The sequence below is a fragment of the Streptomyces sp. NBC_01264 genome, from assembly GCF_026340675.1.
Taxonomy (GTDB): Bacteria; Actinomycetota; Actinomycetes; order Streptomycetales; family Streptomycetaceae; genus Streptomyces.
On sequence record NZ_JAPEOX010000001.1, the window covers coordinates 3,857,226 to 3,874,843 of the forward strand.

19 protein-coding genes are annotated in these 17,618 nt (G+C 72.0%); 5 read left to right on the forward strand and 14 right to left on the reverse strand.

Annotation, left to right across the window (positions count from 1 at the left end; all coding sequences use genetic code 11):
* Positions 1-81 precede the first annotated feature (81 nt).
* Positions 82-1,179: a Gfo/Idh/MocA family oxidoreductase gene (locus tag OG435_RS17800; protein WP_266877839.1), complete on the forward strand. Its 1,098-nt coding sequence runs from the start codon at positions 82-84 to the stop codon at positions 1,177-1,179.
* A gap of 126 nt (positions 1,180-1,305) precedes the next feature.
* On the opposite strand, the gene OG435_RS17805 is transcribed toward OG435_RS17800, so the two are convergent.
* From OG435_RS17805 to OG435_RS17830, 6 genes are all read right to left on the reverse strand, one after another.
* Positions 1,306-2,163, reverse strand: a complete 858-nt coding sequence (locus OG435_RS17805) for a fumarylacetoacetate hydrolase family protein (RefSeq protein ID WP_266877840.1) — start codon at positions 2,161-2,163, stop codon at positions 1,306-1,308.
* A gap of 122 nt (positions 2,164-2,285) precedes the next feature.
* Complete coding sequence (locus OG435_RS17810) at positions 2,286-3,029, reverse strand: YidC/Oxa1 family membrane protein insertase (RefSeq protein WP_430625643.1); 744 nt, start codon at positions 3,027-3,029, stop codon at positions 2,286-2,288.
* A 118-nt stretch (positions 3,030-3,147) separates the two neighbouring features.
* Positions 3,148-3,498 carry a DUF6412 domain-containing protein gene (locus OG435_RS17815; RefSeq protein WP_430625644.1) on the reverse strand — a complete coding sequence of 117 codons (351 nt, stop codon included), beginning with the start codon at positions 3,496-3,498 and terminating at the stop codon, positions 3,148-3,150.
* Positions 3,499-3,575: 77 nt separating this feature from the next.
* Positions 3,576-5,141, reverse strand: a complete 1,566-nt coding sequence (locus OG435_RS17820) for a sodium:solute symporter family protein (protein WP_266881830.1) — start codon at positions 5,139-5,141, stop codon at positions 3,576-3,578.
* 38 nt (positions 5,142-5,179) lie between these two features.
* The gene (locus OG435_RS17825) at positions 5,180-5,362 is read right to left on the reverse strand and encodes a DUF3311 domain-containing protein (RefSeq protein WP_266877841.1); all 183 of its coding nucleotides are present in this window, start codon (positions 5,360-5,362) and stop codon (positions 5,180-5,182) included.
* A gap of 50 nt (positions 5,363-5,412) precedes the next feature.
* Positions 5,413-6,195, reverse strand: coding sequence for a class E sortase (locus OG435_RS17830; protein WP_266877843.1), 783 nt, complete (start codon positions 6,193-6,195; stop codon positions 5,413-5,415).
* A 56-nt stretch (positions 6,196-6,251) separates the two neighbouring features.
* Here OG435_RS17830 and OG435_RS17835 point away from each other — a divergent pair, with 56 nt between their 5' ends.
* Entirely contained in the window at positions 6,252-7,259 is a 1,008-nt protein-coding gene (locus tag OG435_RS17835; RefSeq protein WP_266877845.1) for an SEC-C domain-containing protein, read from the forward strand.
* Here the strand turns inward: OG435_RS17835 and OG435_RS17840 are convergent, their stop codons facing one another.
* The 3 genes from OG435_RS17840 to OG435_RS17850 all read right to left on the reverse strand — a co-directional run bounded on the left by OG435_RS17840 (position 7,260) and on the right by OG435_RS17850 (position 10,750).
* Entirely contained in the window at positions 7,260-8,381 is a 1,122-nt protein-coding gene (locus tag OG435_RS17840) for an MrcB family domain-containing protein (RefSeq protein ID WP_266877846.1), read from the reverse strand. It lies immediately after the preceding gene.
* A 116-nt stretch (positions 8,382-8,497) separates the two neighbouring features.
* Complete coding sequence (locus OG435_RS17845; protein ID WP_266877848.1) at positions 8,498-9,601, reverse strand: hypothetical protein; 1,104 nt, start codon at positions 9,599-9,601, stop codon at positions 8,498-8,500.
* 606 nt (positions 9,602-10,207) lie between these two features.
* Complete coding sequence (locus OG435_RS17850) at positions 10,208-10,750, reverse strand: GNAT family N-acetyltransferase (protein WP_266877850.1); 543 nt, start codon at positions 10,748-10,750, stop codon at positions 10,208-10,210.
* 197 nt (positions 10,751-10,947) lie between these two features.
* Here OG435_RS17850 and OG435_RS17855 point away from each other — a divergent pair, with 197 nt between their 5' ends.
* The 3 genes from OG435_RS17855 (at position 10,948) to OG435_RS17865 (ending at position 12,355) form a co-directional block, all read left to right on the forward strand.
* A complete protein-coding gene (locus tag OG435_RS17855; RefSeq protein WP_266877851.1) occupies positions 10,948-11,124 on the forward strand; it encodes a hypothetical protein in 177 nt (58 codons plus the stop codon).
* Positions 11,125-11,189: 65 nt separating this feature from the next.
* The gene (locus OG435_RS17860) at positions 11,190-11,489 is read left to right on the forward strand and encodes a hypothetical protein (RefSeq protein ID WP_266877853.1); all 300 of its coding nucleotides are present in this window, start codon (positions 11,190-11,192) and stop codon (positions 11,487-11,489) included.
* Between the two features lie 95 nt (positions 11,490-11,584).
* A complete protein-coding gene (locus OG435_RS17865; protein ID WP_266877854.1) occupies positions 11,585-12,355 on the forward strand; it encodes a class I SAM-dependent methyltransferase in 771 nt (256 codons plus the stop codon).
* Between the two features lie 64 nt (positions 12,356-12,419).
* Here OG435_RS17865 and OG435_RS17870 read toward each other — a convergent pair whose 3' ends face one another.
* The 5 genes from OG435_RS17870 to OG435_RS17890 form a co-directional block, all read right to left on the reverse strand.
* Entirely contained in the window at positions 12,420-13,790 is a 1,371-nt protein-coding gene (locus OG435_RS17870; protein WP_430625645.1) for a DUF445 domain-containing protein, read from the reverse strand.
* Positions 13,791-13,912: 122 nt separating this feature from the next.
* A complete protein-coding gene (locus OG435_RS17875; RefSeq protein WP_266877858.1) occupies positions 13,913-14,650 on the reverse strand; it encodes a DUF1707 SHOCT-like domain-containing protein in 738 nt (245 codons plus the stop codon).
* 125 nt (positions 14,651-14,775) lie between these two features.
* The gene (locus OG435_RS17880) at positions 14,776-15,753 is read right to left on the reverse strand and encodes an ABC transporter ATP-binding protein (protein ID WP_266877859.1); all 978 of its coding nucleotides are present in this window, start codon (positions 15,751-15,753) and stop codon (positions 14,776-14,778) included.
* A 2-nt stretch (positions 15,754-15,755) separates the two neighbouring features.
* Positions 15,756-16,706 carry an ABC transporter permease gene (locus OG435_RS17885; RefSeq protein WP_430625646.1) on the reverse strand — a complete coding sequence of 317 codons (951 nt, stop codon included), beginning with the start codon at positions 16,704-16,706 and terminating at the stop codon, positions 15,756-15,758.
* Positions 16,699-17,535, reverse strand: a complete 837-nt coding sequence (locus OG435_RS17890; protein WP_266877860.1) for an ABC transporter permease — start codon at positions 17,533-17,535, stop codon at positions 16,699-16,701. The genes OG435_RS17885 and OG435_RS17890 overlap by 8 nt, the downstream gene beginning before the upstream one ends.
* Between the last annotated feature and the right edge of the window lie 83 nt (positions 17,536-17,618).

A 17,618-nucleotide genomic window follows, 5' to 3' on the forward strand; every position in this document is an offset into this window, starting at 1 on the left:
TGCTGCCCCTGCTACCCCTGTCCACCTGGCCATTGTCCACCCTCCTTGCACTTAAGCAACACTGTTGCCAAAGTGGTCACCATGAACGCCACCACCCCCGCCACCTCCCCCGCACCCCTCCGCGTAGGTCTCGTCGGCTACGGCCTGGCCGGTTCCGTCTTCCACGCCCCGCTGGTCTCCGCGACCGAGGGCCTGGTCCTCGACACCGTCGTCACCTCCGACCCGGGCCGCGCCGCCCAGGCGCGCGAGGCCTACCCGGACGTCCGGATCGCCGCCACCGCCGACGAGCTGCTCGCCCAGAGCCCCGCCCCCGACCTGATCGTCATCGCCTCCCCCAACAAGACGCACGTCCCGCTCGCCACGACCGCCCTCACCGCCGGCATCCCGGTGGTCGTGGACAAGCCGCTCGCCGCCACCGCCGCCGAGGCCCGCGAGCTGGCCGCGCTCGCCGACCGGACCGGAACCTTCCTGTCGGTCTTCCAGAACCGCCGCTGGGACAACGACTTCCTCACCCTGCGCCGCCTCGTCGCCGACGGCGAACTGGGCGAGGTCCAGCGCTTCGAGTCCCGTTACGAGCGCTGGCGTCCGCAGCTCAAGGGCGGCTGGCGCGAGTCCGGCGCCCCCGAGGAGATCGGCGGGCTGCTGTACGACCTCGGCAGCCACGTGGTGGACCAGGCCCTGGTGCTGTTCGGTCCGGCCGTACGGGTCTACGCGGAGACCGACGTACGCCGCCCGGGCGCAGAGGCGGACGACGACACCTTCATCGCGCTCACGCACGCGAGCGGGGTCCGCTCCCACCTCTACGTCAGCGCGACCACGGCCCAGCTGGGCCCGCGCTTTCGCGTACTGGGCTCGCGCGCGGGCTACGTCAAGTACGGACTGGACCCCCAGGAAGCGGCCCTGCGCGAGGGCCTGCGCCCCGGCGACCCCGAGCGGACCTGGGGCGAGGAGCCCGAGCACCTGTGGGGGCGGCTGGGCTCCGGCGAATCGCCGCTGACCGGCGGGGGCACGCCGGTGCGGACGGCACCGGGCGACTACCCGGCGTACTACGCGGCCGTGGCCGCGGCCCTGCGCGACGGCGGCCCGGCCCCCGTCACGGCCCTGGAGGCGGCGCACTGCCTGGACGTGCTGGAGGCGGCCCGCAGGTCGTCGAGCGAAGGGTGCACGGTGAAGGTCTGAGCCGTCCGGAGCCCGTCCGGGGAACGGGAAAAAGGGGCGGCGCCGTCGACGACGGCACCGCCCCTCCCTGTCGATCCGGGTCAATCCGCGAGGCGCGTGGAGCGCTGAGCGCTGAGCGTGGAGCGACTACGCGTCCTTGAACTCCTGGCGCTGACGGCCGAGCCCGTCGATCTCCAGCTCCACGACGTCACCCGCCCGCAGGAACGGCTTCGGCTCCGGCTGGCCCGCGGCCACACCGGCCGGAGTGCCGGTGACGATGACGTCGCCCGGGTACAGGGTCATGAACTGGCTCACGTACCGCACGACCTCGCCGACCGGGAAGATCTGGTCGGAGGTGTGGCCGTCCTGCTTGAGCTCACCGTTGACCCACAGCTTCACGTCCAGCGCCTGCGGGTCCGGGATCTCGCCCGCGGTGACCAGCCAGGGGCCGAGCGGGGTAAAGGTCTCGCAGTTCTTGCCCTTGTCCCAGGTGCCGCCGCGCTCGGTCTGGAAGGCGCGCTCGGTCACGTCGTTGACCAGGACGTACCCGCCGACGTGCGCGAGGCCCTCCTCGGGGGAGGCCAGGTAGCGGGCGGTGGCACCGATGACGACGCCGAGCTCGGCCTCCCAGTCGGTCTTGACGCTGGTGCGCGGGATCAGCACGGTGTCGTCGGGGCCGACCACGGTGTCCGGGGCCTTCAGGAACACGATGGGCTCGGCCGGCGCCTCGGCGCCCACCTCGGCCGCGTGCCCGTGGTAGTTCAGGCCGATGCCCACGACCTTGCCTATGCGGCCGACCGCGGACCCGATGCGCAGACCCTCGGCGTCCAGCACCGGGAGCTCACCGGACTCGGCCGCGTCCCGTACTCGGGACAGCACGGAGTCGTCGGCGAGCAGCGCGCCGTCCACATCCGTGATCAGGCCGGACAGGTCCCGCAGGGTCCCGTCCTGGTCGAGCAGCGCGGGGCGCTCCGACCCGACGGGTCCTACACGCAGCAGCTTCATGGGCATTCTCCCGTGGTCCAGGGTGGTCGGCCCAAGGGCATGCCCCGGGCCGGACGATGGGTTGCGGCCATCGGAGGATTGGTCGATCCTCCAAGATGTCGGCCTCATCCGCAAGACCCTGTTCACATAGCGGAACGCGCAGCTCCACTGGCCACCAACCCGGCACGCTCCGACCGGTCCTTCCGGTGCTGGAGCCAGGCTCGCTCGGCGACCGACCACGCGGTGGTGGTGACCAGGTACAACCCGGCCGCGAGCGGCACCAGCGCGGCCGTGATCAGCGTCCCGAAGGACAGCAGGGGCAGTACGCCGCCCACCTTGCGCATGACCTCCTGCTGCTCGGCGGTCAGCCCGGCGACCGCCCCGCCTCCCCCGACCCCCGAGGCCTTACGAACCTTCGCCCCGCCGGCCTTGGCCCCACCGGCCTTGGCCCCACCGGCGGCAGCCATCAGCGCCGCCGCCTTGCGCCCGCGCGCCGCACTCCACGCGGCCACCACCGCGACGACCGCGAACAGCCCGAGGAACACGAGCCCCTGCTCGCCGAAGAAGCCTCCCTCCCCGAGCGCCTCGCCCCACCGGTCCCCGAGCGGCGCGGCGAACAACCGGTGGCCGAGCAGCTCGTTGGCGGCCCCGCCGATCTCCGCCGAGGAGAACGCCCGGTACATCAGGAAGAACACCGGCAGTTGGAGCAGCACCGGCAGGATGCCCGCCACCGGGGTCGCCCCGCGGAAGGCGGCCCGGCTCAGCGGGTGCAGCGCGAGCCGCACGAGCACGGTGAACAGCACGATCGCGGCAGCGGTCGCGGACTCGGCCAGCACCGGCTCCAGGAACCGGCCCAGCACAGCAACAAGATCGATGAAAACGGACACGTGGGCCCTCCGAAGGGACTCGTCGAACGTCGAAAGAGATGCGTTTCGGCGTGACGACCCGCGAGGGGCGGCAAGGTGAGTCGATCAGAAGTGATCGGGAGGAAGGAGCTGCGCGCCCCTACGCGGCCGTCGGAAGGAGACGGCCGGGCGCCCTGGGCCGCGACCGGCCCGAAGCGTCGGGATCGCGCTGCGGCAAGAACGCCGTGCGCTGCTCGCGATCACGGATCGCGGTACGTATTCGGTGCGGCGGCACCGGCCGCACCAGCCGGGCGGCCAGGGCCGAGGCACCCACGGCGACGGTCGCCGCCAGGACCACCACGACAGCGCCGAGCCCGCCCTCCCCGGCGAACAGCCCGAGGAACCCGCCGAGCAGCAGGAGGGAGGTCAGCGAGGTCAACAGGGCCAGGGCCACGAGGCGCGCGGACGACGCGGTGAACCGCACGGGGCGAAGCCCGCTGTGCTCTGCCACACGAACCACCCCCTCCCGCTCCCGCGCACGAACTCCCGTAGGAGATCGGCGACTCGCACTCGCACTCGCACTCGATACTAACCGTGCGCACTGACAACGGACGGGGCATCGTTTTGATCCCCGGCCCCGGCTCCCGCCCCCGCCCCCGCCCCGGGCAGCGGATCGCGCGCCAGCACGTCCTCGTCCGGCCGGGGGTCCCCCGCCCCGCTGCCCACCCGCTCCTTCGGGCCGAGCCAGGTCACCGTCAGCGCGATCGCCAGGTTCACCGCGAGGGCGATCATCCCGGCGTTCACCCCCCACACCGGGTCGTTGTCCGTGAAGACCAGCCCGCACACCACCGCGACCCCCGCGGCGAGCCCGCACACCGCGGCCGCCGTCGTGAGCCGGCGCCATACCAGACCCAGCAGCAGCATCGGCACCAGTTGCGCCATGCCCTCGTAGGACACGAGCGAGAGCCTGACCAGCGTGTTCGGCGCCGTGTACGTCATCACCAGCGCGATCGTCCCGGCCGCCACCACGACCACCTGCGAGGCGAGCTTCTGCCGCTCGCCCGAACTCCAGCGCGGCAGGAACGAGAGCACGCTGCGCCCCCACATCGTGCCGATGACCAGCATGAACACCGCCATCGGAACGATCGACGACAGCGCCGCCGCCGCCCCGATCACCCCCACCGCCCACGCCGGCAGGGAGTCCACGACCAGCTTGAACAGCGCGAGGTTGGACTCCGCGCCCGTCAGCCCCGGTACGACGAACAGCGCCGCCATGCCCAGCAGCATCGGCACGAAGAGCAGCACGTTGTAGGCGGGCAGCAGGATGGCGTTGCGCCGCAGCGCGTCGGCGTTCCGCGCGCCCAGGTAGCCCGCCACGGTGGTCGGGAAGATGACGACGGTCAGCGCGTTCAGCACGGTCGTGGAGGCGAACCACCCCACCCCCAGCCCGCCCCGGCCGCCCTCGCCGCTACTGGCGCCGGGAAGCGTCAGCCACTGCGGGCGTTCGGCCGTGAGCCGCTCGAAGAGTTCCCCGTAGCCGCCGAAGTAGTGCAGGGGCACGTAGACGGCGAGGAAGCCGAGGGTGCCGATGACCAGCACGTCCTTCAGTACGGACACCCACGCGCTGCCGCGCAGCCCGCTGACCACGACGAAGCCGGTGGTGACGGCGAAGGCGATGAAGTAGGCCCATTCCAGGGACACCGCGCCGTAGGTGACGGTCGAGACGACCACACCCATGCCGGTGATCTGGAGCTGGATGTAGGGGAGCAGGAAGACGGTCGCGAGCACCGCGACCGCGGCGCCGAGCCAGGGGCGCCCGTACCGGTGGCTCACCATGTCGGCGATCCCGACCAGCCCGTGCCGGCGCGCGTAGTCCCACAGCATGGGGCCGACGACGTAACCGACCGCGTAGCCGCAGGACATGTACGCGACCACGTACATCACGGGGGCGCCGTAGTTGTAGCCCCAGCCGGCCGCGCCGAGGTAGCTGAAGCTCGTGTACCCCTCGCCCGCCATCAGGACCCAGATGAAGACGGTGCCCAGCGAGCGCCCGCCCACCGACCACTCGGCGAGCCCGCCGCCGCCACCGCCCCGCCCACCCCGCCCGCCGCGCCCGCGCACCGCGAGCAGACCGAGCGCGACGGTGGCCACCATGAACACGCCGAAGACGGTGGTCGCCACGGCCACCGGGCTCACCGGTGATCACCGCGCCAGGTCAGCCAGACCGCCAGCGGGGTCAGCAGGGTCGCCCCGATGAACCAGAGGAGCAGGAACGGTACGCCGCCCGGCGCCGGCTCCACCCGGTTCGCGAGGGGCAGGGCCCCGACGAAGAAGACGAACGGCACGGCGAGCCACACCAACTGAGGACGTTTCACCCATTTCCGACGCACCGCCCCACCCTAAGGCCCCGCCCCCCGCCCACGCGTCAGCGCTTGAGGGTCCCCCACACCACGAGCCGGTACTTGGAGCTGTACTCGGGCGTGCAGGTCGTCAGCGTGATGTACGCACCGGGCTCGCTGTACCCGGCCCCCGGCCTGACGATGCTGCGCGGGACGGGCGCGATCACCCCGGTGTCGCGCTCGGTCGTCTCCGCCAGCGTCTGCCCGACCAGGTACACGTACCTCTTCCCGCGCACGTCCACGATCAGCTCGTCCCCGGCCCTGAGCCGGTTGATGTAACGGAAGGGCTCCCCGTGCGTGTTGCGGTGCCCGGCGACCGCGAAGTTCCCCTCGGCCCCGGGCTGCGCGGTCCCGGCATAGTGTCCGGCGTACCCCTTGTCGAGCACGGACCGCTTGTCCACACCCTGTGCGACGGGCACGGCGACACCGAGACGCGGAATGCGCAGGATCCCGTACGCACCCTCCCGGGGCGGCGGCTTGGCGGCGCGCGGCCCGAAGTTCCCCGACACCTCGCCCGAGGACCCTTCGGGCTCGCCGGACGGCTCCAGGGAAACATCGGGGGCGGGATCCGCCTCCCCCTCGCCCTCCGGCACGGAGGCCCACCCGCCCGCCTCCAGCTCCCTCACCATCTCGTGCGCGGCACTCAGCGCCTGCCGGTTGGTCCACCACACCTGGTGCACCACCAGCAACATCACCACCACACCTACGGTGACGGCCAGTTCACCGACCGCCCACAGCGCACCCGCGATGCCGGCCCGGCGCGACCGCCGCCCCTTGCCCTGCACCACGACCCGCACGCGATCTCGCACGGGCGGCACACTAAGTCCTCCCCCCTCAACTGACCAGCGGCAGTACGCTGCAAACCATGCGCCCCGACACGCCTGCCGAGCACATCGCCGAAGCCGAGCGCCTCATCCGCACGGCGACCCGCTACCCCGAGGACCAGGAGCCGTTGCTCCTCCAGGCCGCGGCCCACCTCGAACTGGCCGACGAACGCGAACGGGCGAGCGCCCTCTACGACCAACTCCTGGCCTCGGACTCGACGGACGATCCGTCCCTCATCAAGGCCCTCCAGGCGGCCAACCTCTGGGAGTACGGCCACGAGCCCGAGGCCCGCGCCCTCATCCAGGGCATCCGGGCGGCAGCCCCCGCGGACCCCGCCCCCTGGGAGGTCATCGCCGAAGCCCTGGAAGCCCACGACGAACTCGAGGCCTCCCACGAGTGCTTCACCGAGGCGGCCACCCTCCTGGCCCCGGACAACACCCCCCTCACCCCGGCCACGACCGCGCTCCTCACGGGCCGCCACCGCGTACGCCGCCTCCTCGGGCTCCCCCACGACGACTGGGACATGGTCGCGGACACCCGCCACATCGGCCCGATCCCGCTGGACGAGCTCCACGACCCCAAGCGCATCTGGGCCCTCGGCTCCGACGACCCCGCCGAACTCCGCGCCGAGATCGCCCGCCTGCGCGCCGAACTGGGCGACCGCCGCGCCGCGCTCTCCCGCCCCTTCCCGGTGGCCATCCTCCACTGGCCGGCCCGCGAACTGGCGGAACTCCTCACCTCGTACCCCACCCTCTCGGCGGAGTACCCCTCCCACGACGCCCACCTGGCCCAGGTAGAAGCCTCCCTCCGCACCCTGGCCGCCTCGGGCACCACGAACCTGGGCATCGTCACGGCCAGCGTCCCCTCCTACGAAGCCTTCGCCGCCTCGGAGAAGACCTCCCCGTCCTCCCCGTCCCTCCTGGCGGAATACGCCACCACCCTGGCCGCCCGAGGCAAGGCCACCCCCTGGCCCCCGACGCGCACCACGGCCTGCTGGTGCACATCAGGACGGCCTTACGGGGAGTGCCACGGAAATAGCGCTGCCTGATCAGCCGACCATGCCCCAGGCAACAGCGGTGACGGTCCCGTCCCAGCCATCGCTGGTCTGCCAGATCGCGGCGATGCCTTCGGCTTCCAGGTACGACGCGAACACACCGATGTCCTCGGAGAAGAGAGCGATGAGGTGGGGGGCTTTCAGCCCCTTCTCTCCGTAGAGGAAGTAGCTGTACTCCTTGAGCTGACCAACGGCCGCGCGGACGGCAGCAGCAGCGTCGCCGTTCCGCAGCACTTTGGCTTCGACGAGCCACTCCTGGGGATCAGCCACTCCGGCATCGCCCGCAGCCGCATCGGCCGGATGGAGCGTCAGATCCTTGGGATGGATGTTCTGGTTCCTCGCCTTGTAGTTCCGCTCGGCGATGTGGGTGGCGAACTCCTGGATCAGCAGCTCGTGCTTGCGGCTCTTCAGCTGCTCGTGAGCCGCGATGGCCACCCGGTAGGCCGAGCTATTGCCCGGCTTGAACCCGACCGCCGGAGCTGCCCCGGCCTTCCGCTTGCGCTTCGGCCGGGCAGGCCCCGGCTCGCCCTCGTCTTCTGCACGCAGCGCTTCCTCCGCCGTGGCCGCGCTCCTCAGCAGGCGCTCGGCCACGCGAAGGTCCTGCTGGAGTTTTTCCTCCGCAGGAAGGTTGCTGATCTCGTACGGGCGAGCCACCACGCTGGCGGCCTCGTACGCTTCCGGACGCTCCTGCGAACCGAAGGACGGATGGTAGTTCCACTCCTCGGCCAGCTTCGCCGGCAGAGCCGTGAAGAGACGATCCGCCTGCCGCTCAAGATGGCTGAGGAGGACCCTTCTCTCACGGATTTTCTCCTCCAGATCCGTGACCCCCTGCTGGAGGGTCAACGTCACCGTCTTCAGATCCGTGCTGAAGATGTACGCAAGGTACAGACCGGCCTTGGGATTGCGGTTGATGTTTGGATCGAATACCCCAACCCAAGGCGAATGGGCCGCAGTCCCCTTCCCTCCGTAGCCTTCGGCTTCCCAGCCGTCCAGCACCCCAAGGTCGGTGCGACCGGCGACCTTCCGAAGCACCTTCTGGCCGGGAACGTGCTCCTTTGTGCTTGCTGTCTGATCGTACTTCTGCGCAATTTCGAAGAGCAGATCTCGCATCGTCATGCCGAAACGCTACGCAAAGATCAACACCAGTCAATCCCGATCGATCACAGGCTGGTTATCTCTGGCCAAATTTCGTTACAGGCGAACCCGACGTGGACAGAGAGGCAAAAGACCAGTTAAGGACTTCCTCGGAACAGCGCCAGTTGCTGGTGGCCGCGGGCCAGGGCTGTGGGTGGGGTGGGGCGGGTGGTGGTCAGGGTGAGGAGGGTGCGGAGGGCTGCGATGACTTCCGACGGGGTGTCTCTGATCATCGAGGGGGTGGCGCTGACCACCAGGATGCCGTGGGACTCCAGGCGGAGGCGGCGGTGGAGGGTGGCGTGCCAGGAGTCGCGGGTGTAGTGGTACTCCGCCGAGTCGATCTCCAGGGCTACGCCCTCGTCGGGCCAGTAGGCGTCCGGGCTCGCCAGGAACGTGCCCTCCGGGGTGTGGAGGCGCGCGTTCCAGAGGGGGGTCGGAAGGTCCGTGGCGGAGAGGACGTCGCGGGCCTGTGCCTCGGCCACCGAGCGGACTCCGGCGAGGAGTTCCGCTGCTGCCGCGCGGATGGCGGGGCGGGTCAGGAGGCGAGCGGCGCGGAGTTCGGTGTGCAGGTCCTGTGGGTGGCACCACCCCGACTGGACCACGTGGGCGAGGACCGAGCGGATCTGGTCCGCCGGCTGATCGCTCCGGGCCGCGAAGTCCGCGGCCGCGCGCACCGGGCGGGTGCTCGGGATGCCCGAGACGGTGATGGTGCGCGGCCAGCGGGTGGTGGGGTACGGGCGCACCTCCGGGGGCCCGGCGAGCTTGCGCGGGGCGCGGATCAGGACGTCGGTCGGCGTGTACGGGGCTTCGCGGATCCCGAGCAGGGCGAGGGCCGCGCCGCCGGTGAGGGCGGCGGTGTCGCCGGAGAGCGGGTCGGAGCCGGGCTCGGCGGCGTAGAGGACGGCGGCGAGGGCGCGTTGACGCTGGTCCGGGGGGCCGGTCTGGAGGAGGTAGACCCGGGGCAGCAGGCGCTGCCAGGGGCCGCCGGGGCGGGTGCGGGAGGTGATCGTGCCGGGTGGGATGCCGGCGGTGGTGGTGAGTTGGTGGCGCGTGGCGAGGTTGAGCTGGCGGCGGGCCGTGGGATTTGGGTTGGGGGTGGGGTGAGGAGTACGGGTGGGAGTGGCAGCGGGGGTGGGATTGGGGGCGGCACGGGAGGTCTGGCCGGACCGTGTGACGGGCCTGGACAGCGCCGGGCGGGGCACGGGCGCCGCGTGAACCGCATGCGTGGCGGGCACCGGACGTGTGGCAGGTGACGCGTGGGTCTGGGGCGTGACGGGCACCGCGGCCGCCGGACGTGTGGCGCACGCCGGGGGCGAGGCGGGGGTCGCGTGGGTTGGGGGGTGCGGGTGGGTGGCGTGTGGGGTGGGGTTCATGGGCGCGGTATGCCCCGCCCATGTGGGTTGGATGCCCCGCCGGGCGATCTTTCGAGACTGCCTCGGGCGCCGATCTGGGCATGTCCCGCGCCGTTCGGCGGCGCTTCGCGGCGCGTAGGGCGGGGGAGTTCGCCGGTGCGGATGCGCAGGGACTCCGCGGTCCGGGGGCGGCTGACGGGTCCGTCCGCCGGGGCGAGGAGGGCGTCGGCTGCCGCTCTCGTCGCGGGCGGGGGTGGGGCGGCCCGGGCCCGGGTCTCCCCGGGTCCGGCCGAAGGGGCGGGCGGACAGGTGGGGGTGACGTGTGTTCCGTCTTCGGACGTGTTCGCGCGCCCCGCGAAGGCAGGGGGCAGCTCTCGGCAGTCGCCCTCCGGAGGCGAGTAGTGCCGGTCCCCGGCGGGCGGGGCCATCCGGGCGAGGCTCGGGAGGGCCGCCCCGCTACGCCGCTCGGTTCGGGTGGTCCGGGGACAGGAAGACGATGACGCCCGTCTCCGTGCCGGGGAGGGGGGTGACCTCGTGCCAGCCCAGGCGGCGGTACGTGGCCACCGTGTTCTTGGCCAGGCGGCTGGTCAGGAGCCAGGCGCGGCGGTCCGGGGCGTCGGTGGTGATCTCCGCGAGGAGGTCCCGGGCGGTGCCGCGACCGCGCGCGTAGGGGCGTACCGCGAGTTCGTCTATCTCCAGCGCCCCGGTGAGGAGTTCCTTCACCCGGGCCGAGCCGAGCTGCGCCGCGACCTGGGCGTACGCCCGGTTCTTCGGGAAGGCCGCCGGGGTGATCCAGCCCGTGGCGAAGCCGTCGATGCCGGTGGCGGACTGGATGAAGGCCGTACGGAAGCCACGGCGCCGGGCGTCGGCCGGGAGGCGGGTGGCGAACTGGCGAATGGTTTCTTCGTCTTCGTTCCACGGCGGGGCGGAGAAGACGTCGGCGTAGGCGTCGACCAGCTCGTCCGCGAGGTCGAGGACGGACTGTCCGTAGCAGATCACGATGTCCTGGCTCCTGATGTGGGTGGGGTGGGGTGGGGCGGGCGGGTGGGACCGGGGTGGTTTGCCCCTTTGGGTGGGAGATTGAATTTATGCCCATCGGGTTCCCTCAGCAGACATCGCGCGGATCCGGCGAGTGTGCGACAAATCCCCTCGGCGCGGTCCGTGTCGGGCGGCCGGGCGGCCGCGTTGAGCAGCACGTGGACAGACTCCTTCGGGCCGTCGGCGGGTGCGGGCTCGCGTTTCTGCTCGTGTTGGGCGTGGTGGCGGTGCTGCCGCGCGGTGTGCGGGACGCCGTGCCGGATCCGGTGATCGGCGGCGCCGTACTGGTGTTGGGAGCGGTGGGGGCCCGGCGGGTGGTCAAGCGGCCCGGTTAGCCTCGGGGGTGAACAAGCGTGCGCGTATGAACCGATGAACCGATGAGGTGAGGGAGTTGGACAGCATGGCACGGGTACCGAGCTCTGTAGTGGCGGCCGCCGGTCTGGTCGGGGGTTACGCCGTCGCGCGGTGGACCAAGAAGCGGCCGCTCGGCGGTGTCGTGCTCGGTGCCGCGGGCGTCGTGGCCGGGCGGGAGTGGCACAAGCGCGGCGGCGCTCCGGCCGCGGCCGGGCTCGGTGCGCTGTACCTTGCCGGCTTCGCCGGTGCGCACCCGCTGGCGAAGAAGGTCGGCGCCTGGCCGGCGGTCATCGGCGCCGCGAGTGTCGTGGCCGCCGCGTCCTGGGTCGTCGCCGACCGGGGCTGACTCCCCGCCCGGGACCCCGCCCGGGACCCCGCCACGGCGCCGGGCCCGGCCCCGGTCCGGACCCGGCGCCGTGGCGGGCATGCCAGGATCCCCGTATGCCTGATCGCGCACTGAGCTTCGGAGCGATGGCCGAGGCCTACGAACGGTTCCGACCCGGGTATCCCGTGGAACTCTTCGACCTGGTGATGGAGTACGCCGCCCGGCCGGTCCCGACCGCCCTCGAAATCGGGGCCGGGACCGGCAAAGCGACCCGGCTCTTCGCCGGACGGGGTGTCTCGGTCACCGCGACCGAGCCGGACGCGGCCATGCTCGCCGAGCTGCGCGAGCACGTACCGGCAAGCGTCAGGACCGTCCGGGCCACCTTCGAGGCGTTGCGACCGGACGGGCAGCGGTACGCGATGGTCTACGCGGCGGCGGCGCTGCACTGGACCGACCCCGAAGGCCGCTGGGCCCGGGTGGCCTCCCTGCTGGAGCCCGGCGGCGTGTTCGCCTCGTTCGGCGGCCCGGTCCGGCTGGCAGACCCGGAGGTGGAGGAACTCGTTCGTGCGGCGCGGGCACCGTTCCTGGAGAGCGACGAGATTCCGTCCCCGGACGGGACGCCACCCGGATCTGCCATGCAGTGGCCGGGGACGGAGCTCCGGCGGTCCCCCTGGTTCAGCGGTGTTCGGCAGGCCGTGATCGACCGCCGCCTGACGATGAGCTCGGACGACTACATCGGCTACCTCTCCACCGTCTCGGCCTATCTCATCCTGCCCGCCGTGGCGAGGGAGCGGGTGTTCCGCCAGATCACGCGGGTGCTGCCGGCGAGGGTCGAGATCGCCGCTGACCTCACCGTCCATCTCGCGCGTCGGCGCTCCGAGCCGTAGCGCCGGTACCGGTACCGGTACCGGTACGAGTTTCAGTGCCAGTGCCAGCACCGGAACCCGCCCTCTACGCCCCGAAGGCCCGTGACACCGTGTAGATCAGCAGGCCCGCCAAGGCTCCGACCACCGTGCCGTTGATGCGGATGAACTGGAGGTCGCGTCCGATGTGGGCCTCGATCTTGCGCGAGGTGTGCTCCGCGTCCCAGCCCGCCACCGTGTCCGTGATCAGCGAGGTGATCTCCGTACGGTAGGTGGTGACCACGTACACCACCGCGCCCTCGATCCAGCCCTCCACCTTGTCCTGGAGGCGGCCGTCCGTGGCCAGTCGGGCGCCCAGGGACATCAGTGAGGAACGGACCCGCAGGCGCAGCGCACTGCGTTCGTCCTCCGCCGCCGAGATGATCATCGAGCGGACCGCCGTCCAGGTGGAGGCGATCACGTCCTGGATCTCCTCCCGCTGCAGGATCTCCGACTTCAGGCGCTCCACCCGCGCCCGCGTCTCTGTGTCCGACTGGAGGTCCGCCGCGAAGTCCGCGAGGAAACGGTCCACCGCCCCGCGCGCCGGGTGCTCCGGCATGTCCCGCATCTCCTGGACGAAGCGGAGCAGTTCCTTGTAGACGCGGTCGCCGATCTTCCGGTCCACGAACCTCGGGGTCCAGCCCGGCGCCCCGCCCTGCACCGCCGCCTCGACCGACTCGGCGTGGGTGACCAGCCAGTCGTACGCCCGCGCGCACACCAGGTCCACGACCCGGCGGTGCCCGCCGTCCGCGACGACCTTCTCCAGCGCCTTGCCGATCCCCGGCGCGATCTCCGCCGTCTCCGCCCGCCGCGTGATCGCCTCACCCACGACGGCCTGCACGTCGGAGTCCCGCAGGACGGTCAGCGCCCCGCGCAGGGCCGTGGCCAGCTCCGCCGTGACCCGGTCGGCGTGCGCGGGCTCGGCCAGCCAGGCGCCGAGCCGGCCGCCGATGCCCAGCGCGTGCAGTCTCGTACGCACGACGTCGGCGGAGAGGAAGTTCTCCCCGACGAACTCCCCGAGCGAGACCCCGAGCTGGTCCTTCTTCGTCGGGATGATCGCGGTGTGCGGGATGGGCAGCCCGAGCGGCCGCCGGAAGAGCGCGGTGACGGCGAACCAGTCCGCGAGCGCGCCGACCATGCCCGCCTCGGCCCCGGCCGCGACGTACCCGGCCCAGCCGCCCGCGCCCGTGTGCTCCGCCCACTTCGCCGCTACGTAGATCAACGCGACCAGGACCAGCAGGCCGGTGGCGGTCCGCTTCATCCGGCGGACGCCGCGCCGACGCTCCTCGTCGGCCTCGCTGAACACGAACCCGCCGCGTGCCGTGACCCCGTTCGACGAGTTCGACGAGTTCGACGGCTTCGCCGACGAAGGCGACGAAGCCGCGGCCTCCTCCGTAGCCGTCGTGCTGCCCTGCTCCACGTGCTCCTGCCTTCCCCCGGGCGACGGTTTCGTCCGCATAGCATCCGACTCCCGGGGCGCCCGGGGAGTTCCCGGCGCGCCGTACTGGTCCCCCGTCTGTGGACCTCCCCGCCCGCCCCGCCCTACAGCTCCTTGCGCGGCTTCGACTTCGTGACCGCCCGCTGCTTCGGCGCTTTCACCTTCACCTCGACCCCGCCCCAGAAGGCGAGGCCCGTCACGACCACCCGCGGAGCCCCCGGCTCGACCGGGCCGGGGCTGTCGCGCTGGTCGAAGCCGCCCATCACACCGATGCCGCGTACGTCGACCTCGGTGCCCGGCGGCACGATGATCTGGATGCCGCCCATGATGGCGACGCAGTTGATCACCACCTCCCGCTCCGCGAAGTTGGCCTCGCGCAGGTCGATCTCACCGCCGCCCCAGAACGCCACCGCGTGGAACCGCGCGGGCACGGTCCAGTTGCCCTTGCGCTGGAAGCCCGACATGACCGCCACGGCCATGGCCGGGCCGCCCGCAGGCCCTCGTCCGCCCACGATCCGGGCCGGCCAGGCGGCCTCCGATCCCGCCGGCGCCGCCTTCGTCAGCCCGACCGGGCCCACCGGGGCGGCCGCGATCGGGGCCGTCGCGCCGGGCGCGGGCAGGTCCCGCGTCAGCGGTTCGAGCTCCGCGTACGTACGGGACCGGTAGGCCGCGTCCAGCCGCTCCTCGAACTCGTCCATGTCGAGCCGGCCCTCGGCGACGGCGTCCCGCAGCCGGTCCACCACCCGCTCCCGGTCGGCGTCGGAGGCCCTCAGCTCGGGCAGCGACGGCGACAGCGACAGCGGCTTCTCGGGCAACGGCTTCTCCGGCCGCTCATCACTCATACGGACCAGCCTATGCAGTCACCCCGGAGAGCGGTACGGCCCGAACCCCGCTCCGGCTCAGGGTTGTCCCTGATTTAACCCGGCCCCGCCCCGTACCTCATCGCACCCGCTAACCCCGCCCCGCCCTACCCCCGCCCCGCGTACATCCGCGCGATCACGTCCTCGATGTCCGGCTCCCGCACCGACAGGTCCAGCAGCGGATACTCCGCCGCCACCGCCGCCACCAGCGGAGCCGCCGAGGCGCGCGCCGGGAACGCCAGCCACTGCCGCGCGCCCTCCACCTTCACCACGCGCGCCCCCGCCACCTCGATCGGCGGGAGCTCCCGCTCCAGGTCCACCACCAGCGTCCGCTCGCTCACCGCCGCGCCGTCCTCACCGCCCGCCGTGTGCAGTCCGCCCAGCGAGCCGTCGTACACCAACCGCCCGTGGTCGATCACCATCACCCGTTCGCACAGCTGCTCGATGTCCTGGAGGTCGTGGGTGGTCAGCAGCACCGTGGTGCCGAGTTCCTCGTTCAGCTGCCGCAGGAAGGCCCGTACGCTCGCCTTGCTCACCACGTCCAGCCCGATCGTCGGCTCGTCCAGGTAGAGCACGTCGGGATCGTGCAGCAGCGCCGCCGCGATGTCCCCGCGCATCCGCTGCCCCAGCGACAGCTGCCGTACGGGTACGTCGAGCAGCTCGGCGAGGTCGAGCCGGTCCACGCAGCGCTCCAGGTTCTCGGCGAACCGCGCCGGCGGGATCCGGTACATCCTGCGCATCAGCGCGTACGAGTCCTTCAGCGGAAGGTCCCACCACAGCGTGGTGCGCTGCCCGAACACCACGCCGATCCGGTGCGCGAGGCGCATCCGCTCCCGCGCCGGGTCGATGCCGGCGACCCGCAGCCGGCCGCCGCTCGGGGTGAGGATGCCGGTCAGCATCTTGATGGTGGTCGACTTGCCGGCGCCGTTGGGCCCGATGTAGCCGACCATCTCGCCCCGGGCCACCTCGAAGCCGATCCCGTCCACGGCCCTGACCTGCCGCTTCTCCCGGCGCACCAGACCCACCCGGCGCCGTACGTCGAAGACCTTCTCGACCTCGTGCAGTGAAATCAGCGCATCCGACACGACTAGCTCCCCGTACTGCGGTACGAACGGACCCCCGCGCGCCAGGCCAGCGACGCGGGGAGGAACACCACGAAGGCCACCAGCGGGCTCGCGAACGCCACCCACCCCGGCAGCCCCAGCGGATCGGGCCGGCCCAGCACGTACAGCGCGGGCAGCCAGTTGACGAAGGCGAGCGGCACGATGAAGGTGACCCCGCGCAGCAGGTCCTTCGCGAAGACGGTCGGCGGGTACTGGAGCATGGTGCAGCCGCCGTAGGTGAAGCTGTTCTGCACCTCCGCGGCGTCCCCGGCGATGAACTGGAAGGCCGCGCCGCCCACCATCACCGCGCCGAAGATCGCCGCCCCGGCGGTGATCATCACCGGCACCATCAGCGCCTTCCCGACCGTCCAGTGCAACTGGTCCAGCTCCGAGACCGCCCACCCCAGCACCGCGATCCCCTGCCCGATCCGCCCCAGCCGGCGCAGCGCGAAGCGGTCCGCGGCGACTTGGGCGAGCACCGGGACCGGGCGCACCAGCATGGTGTCGAGGGAGCCGTCGCGGATCCGGGTGCCGATCCGGTCGGTGTTGCCGAGCAGCAGGTCGGCCAGGCCCAGGGAGGCCGAGCAGGACCCGTACAGCAGGGCGATCTCGGGCAGCGTGAAGCCGCCCAGCTCGTCCACGTGCGAGAACATGATCATGATCGCGACGAAGTCGAGGAGGGTGATGGCCGCGTTGCCGAAGGTGGAGAGGAGGAAGGAGGTGCGGTACGTCATCGTCGACCGGATCCACATCGCGGCGATCAGCCCGTAGCCGCGCAGCCCTTCCAGCACCCGGCTGCGCCGCGGGACGAGGAGTCCGTGCCCCGCGGGCCGTTCGGCCGGCGCCCTCGGCCCGGCCCCGCCCGCCTTCGCCCCGCCCTCCGCACTCGCCCCGCCCGCCGCGACCGCCCCGTCCTCCGCCACCCGCTCAGCCACCCTGGACCACCACCTTCCGCGTCGCGGCCGACTGCACCAGCCGGCCCAGCCCGAGCAGAGCCACCGCCCACGCGGCCTGGAACCCCAGCGCCCCCGCCGTACGCGCGGCCCCGCCACCCGCGCCACTCCCGCCGAGCAGTACGTCCACCGGCACCTGGAGCATCGCCGCCCAGGGCAGGACGCGGACGAACTCCCCGAAGCCGCCCGGGAACACGGTCAGCGGCAGCAGCATCCCGGAGAAGAAGATGGAGACGACCGTGGCCATCATGTTGATCCCGGCCCCGTCCATCAGCCAGAAGGCCGCCAGCCCCAGCAGGTAGCGCAGCGCGAAGCTCACCACGAGCCCCAGAAGCACCGAGACCAGGAAGAGCAGCCAGCGCAGCGGAGCCGTCGGCAGCGCCAGCTGGAAGGCGAGCCCGCCGATCACCAGCGGTACTACGCCACGGCCCAGCAGCTGAAACCCCGCCCGACCCAGATCACCCGCGAGCCACCAGGCCTGGAGATCGGCCGGACGGTACAGGTCGACGGCGATGTCACCCGTACGGACGCGTTCTTGGAACTCCTCCTGGAAGCCGCCGCCGATCAGCGCCCCGGCGGCGAGCAGGGCCTGACTGACCCACATGAACGTCAGGGCCTCGGACTGGTCGTAGCCGCCGAGCCCCGGCCGCTCGTCCCAGAGCGCGATGTACGTGTAGGCGAGGATGAAACCGAACACGGTGTTGGTGAACACCCCGGCCGCGGTGGCCGTCCCGTAGGTGGCGTACCTGCGAAAGCCCCCTGCCGCGACCGCCCCGTAGAGCCCGGCTCGTCCCACTACCGGCTGGCGCACCTCATCCCCTCCGTTTCCCAGGTCGTTGCTGCGTCGTTCCTACGTCGGCCAAAGCGCGCGAGCTTAGTGCGGAGGGGCGATCC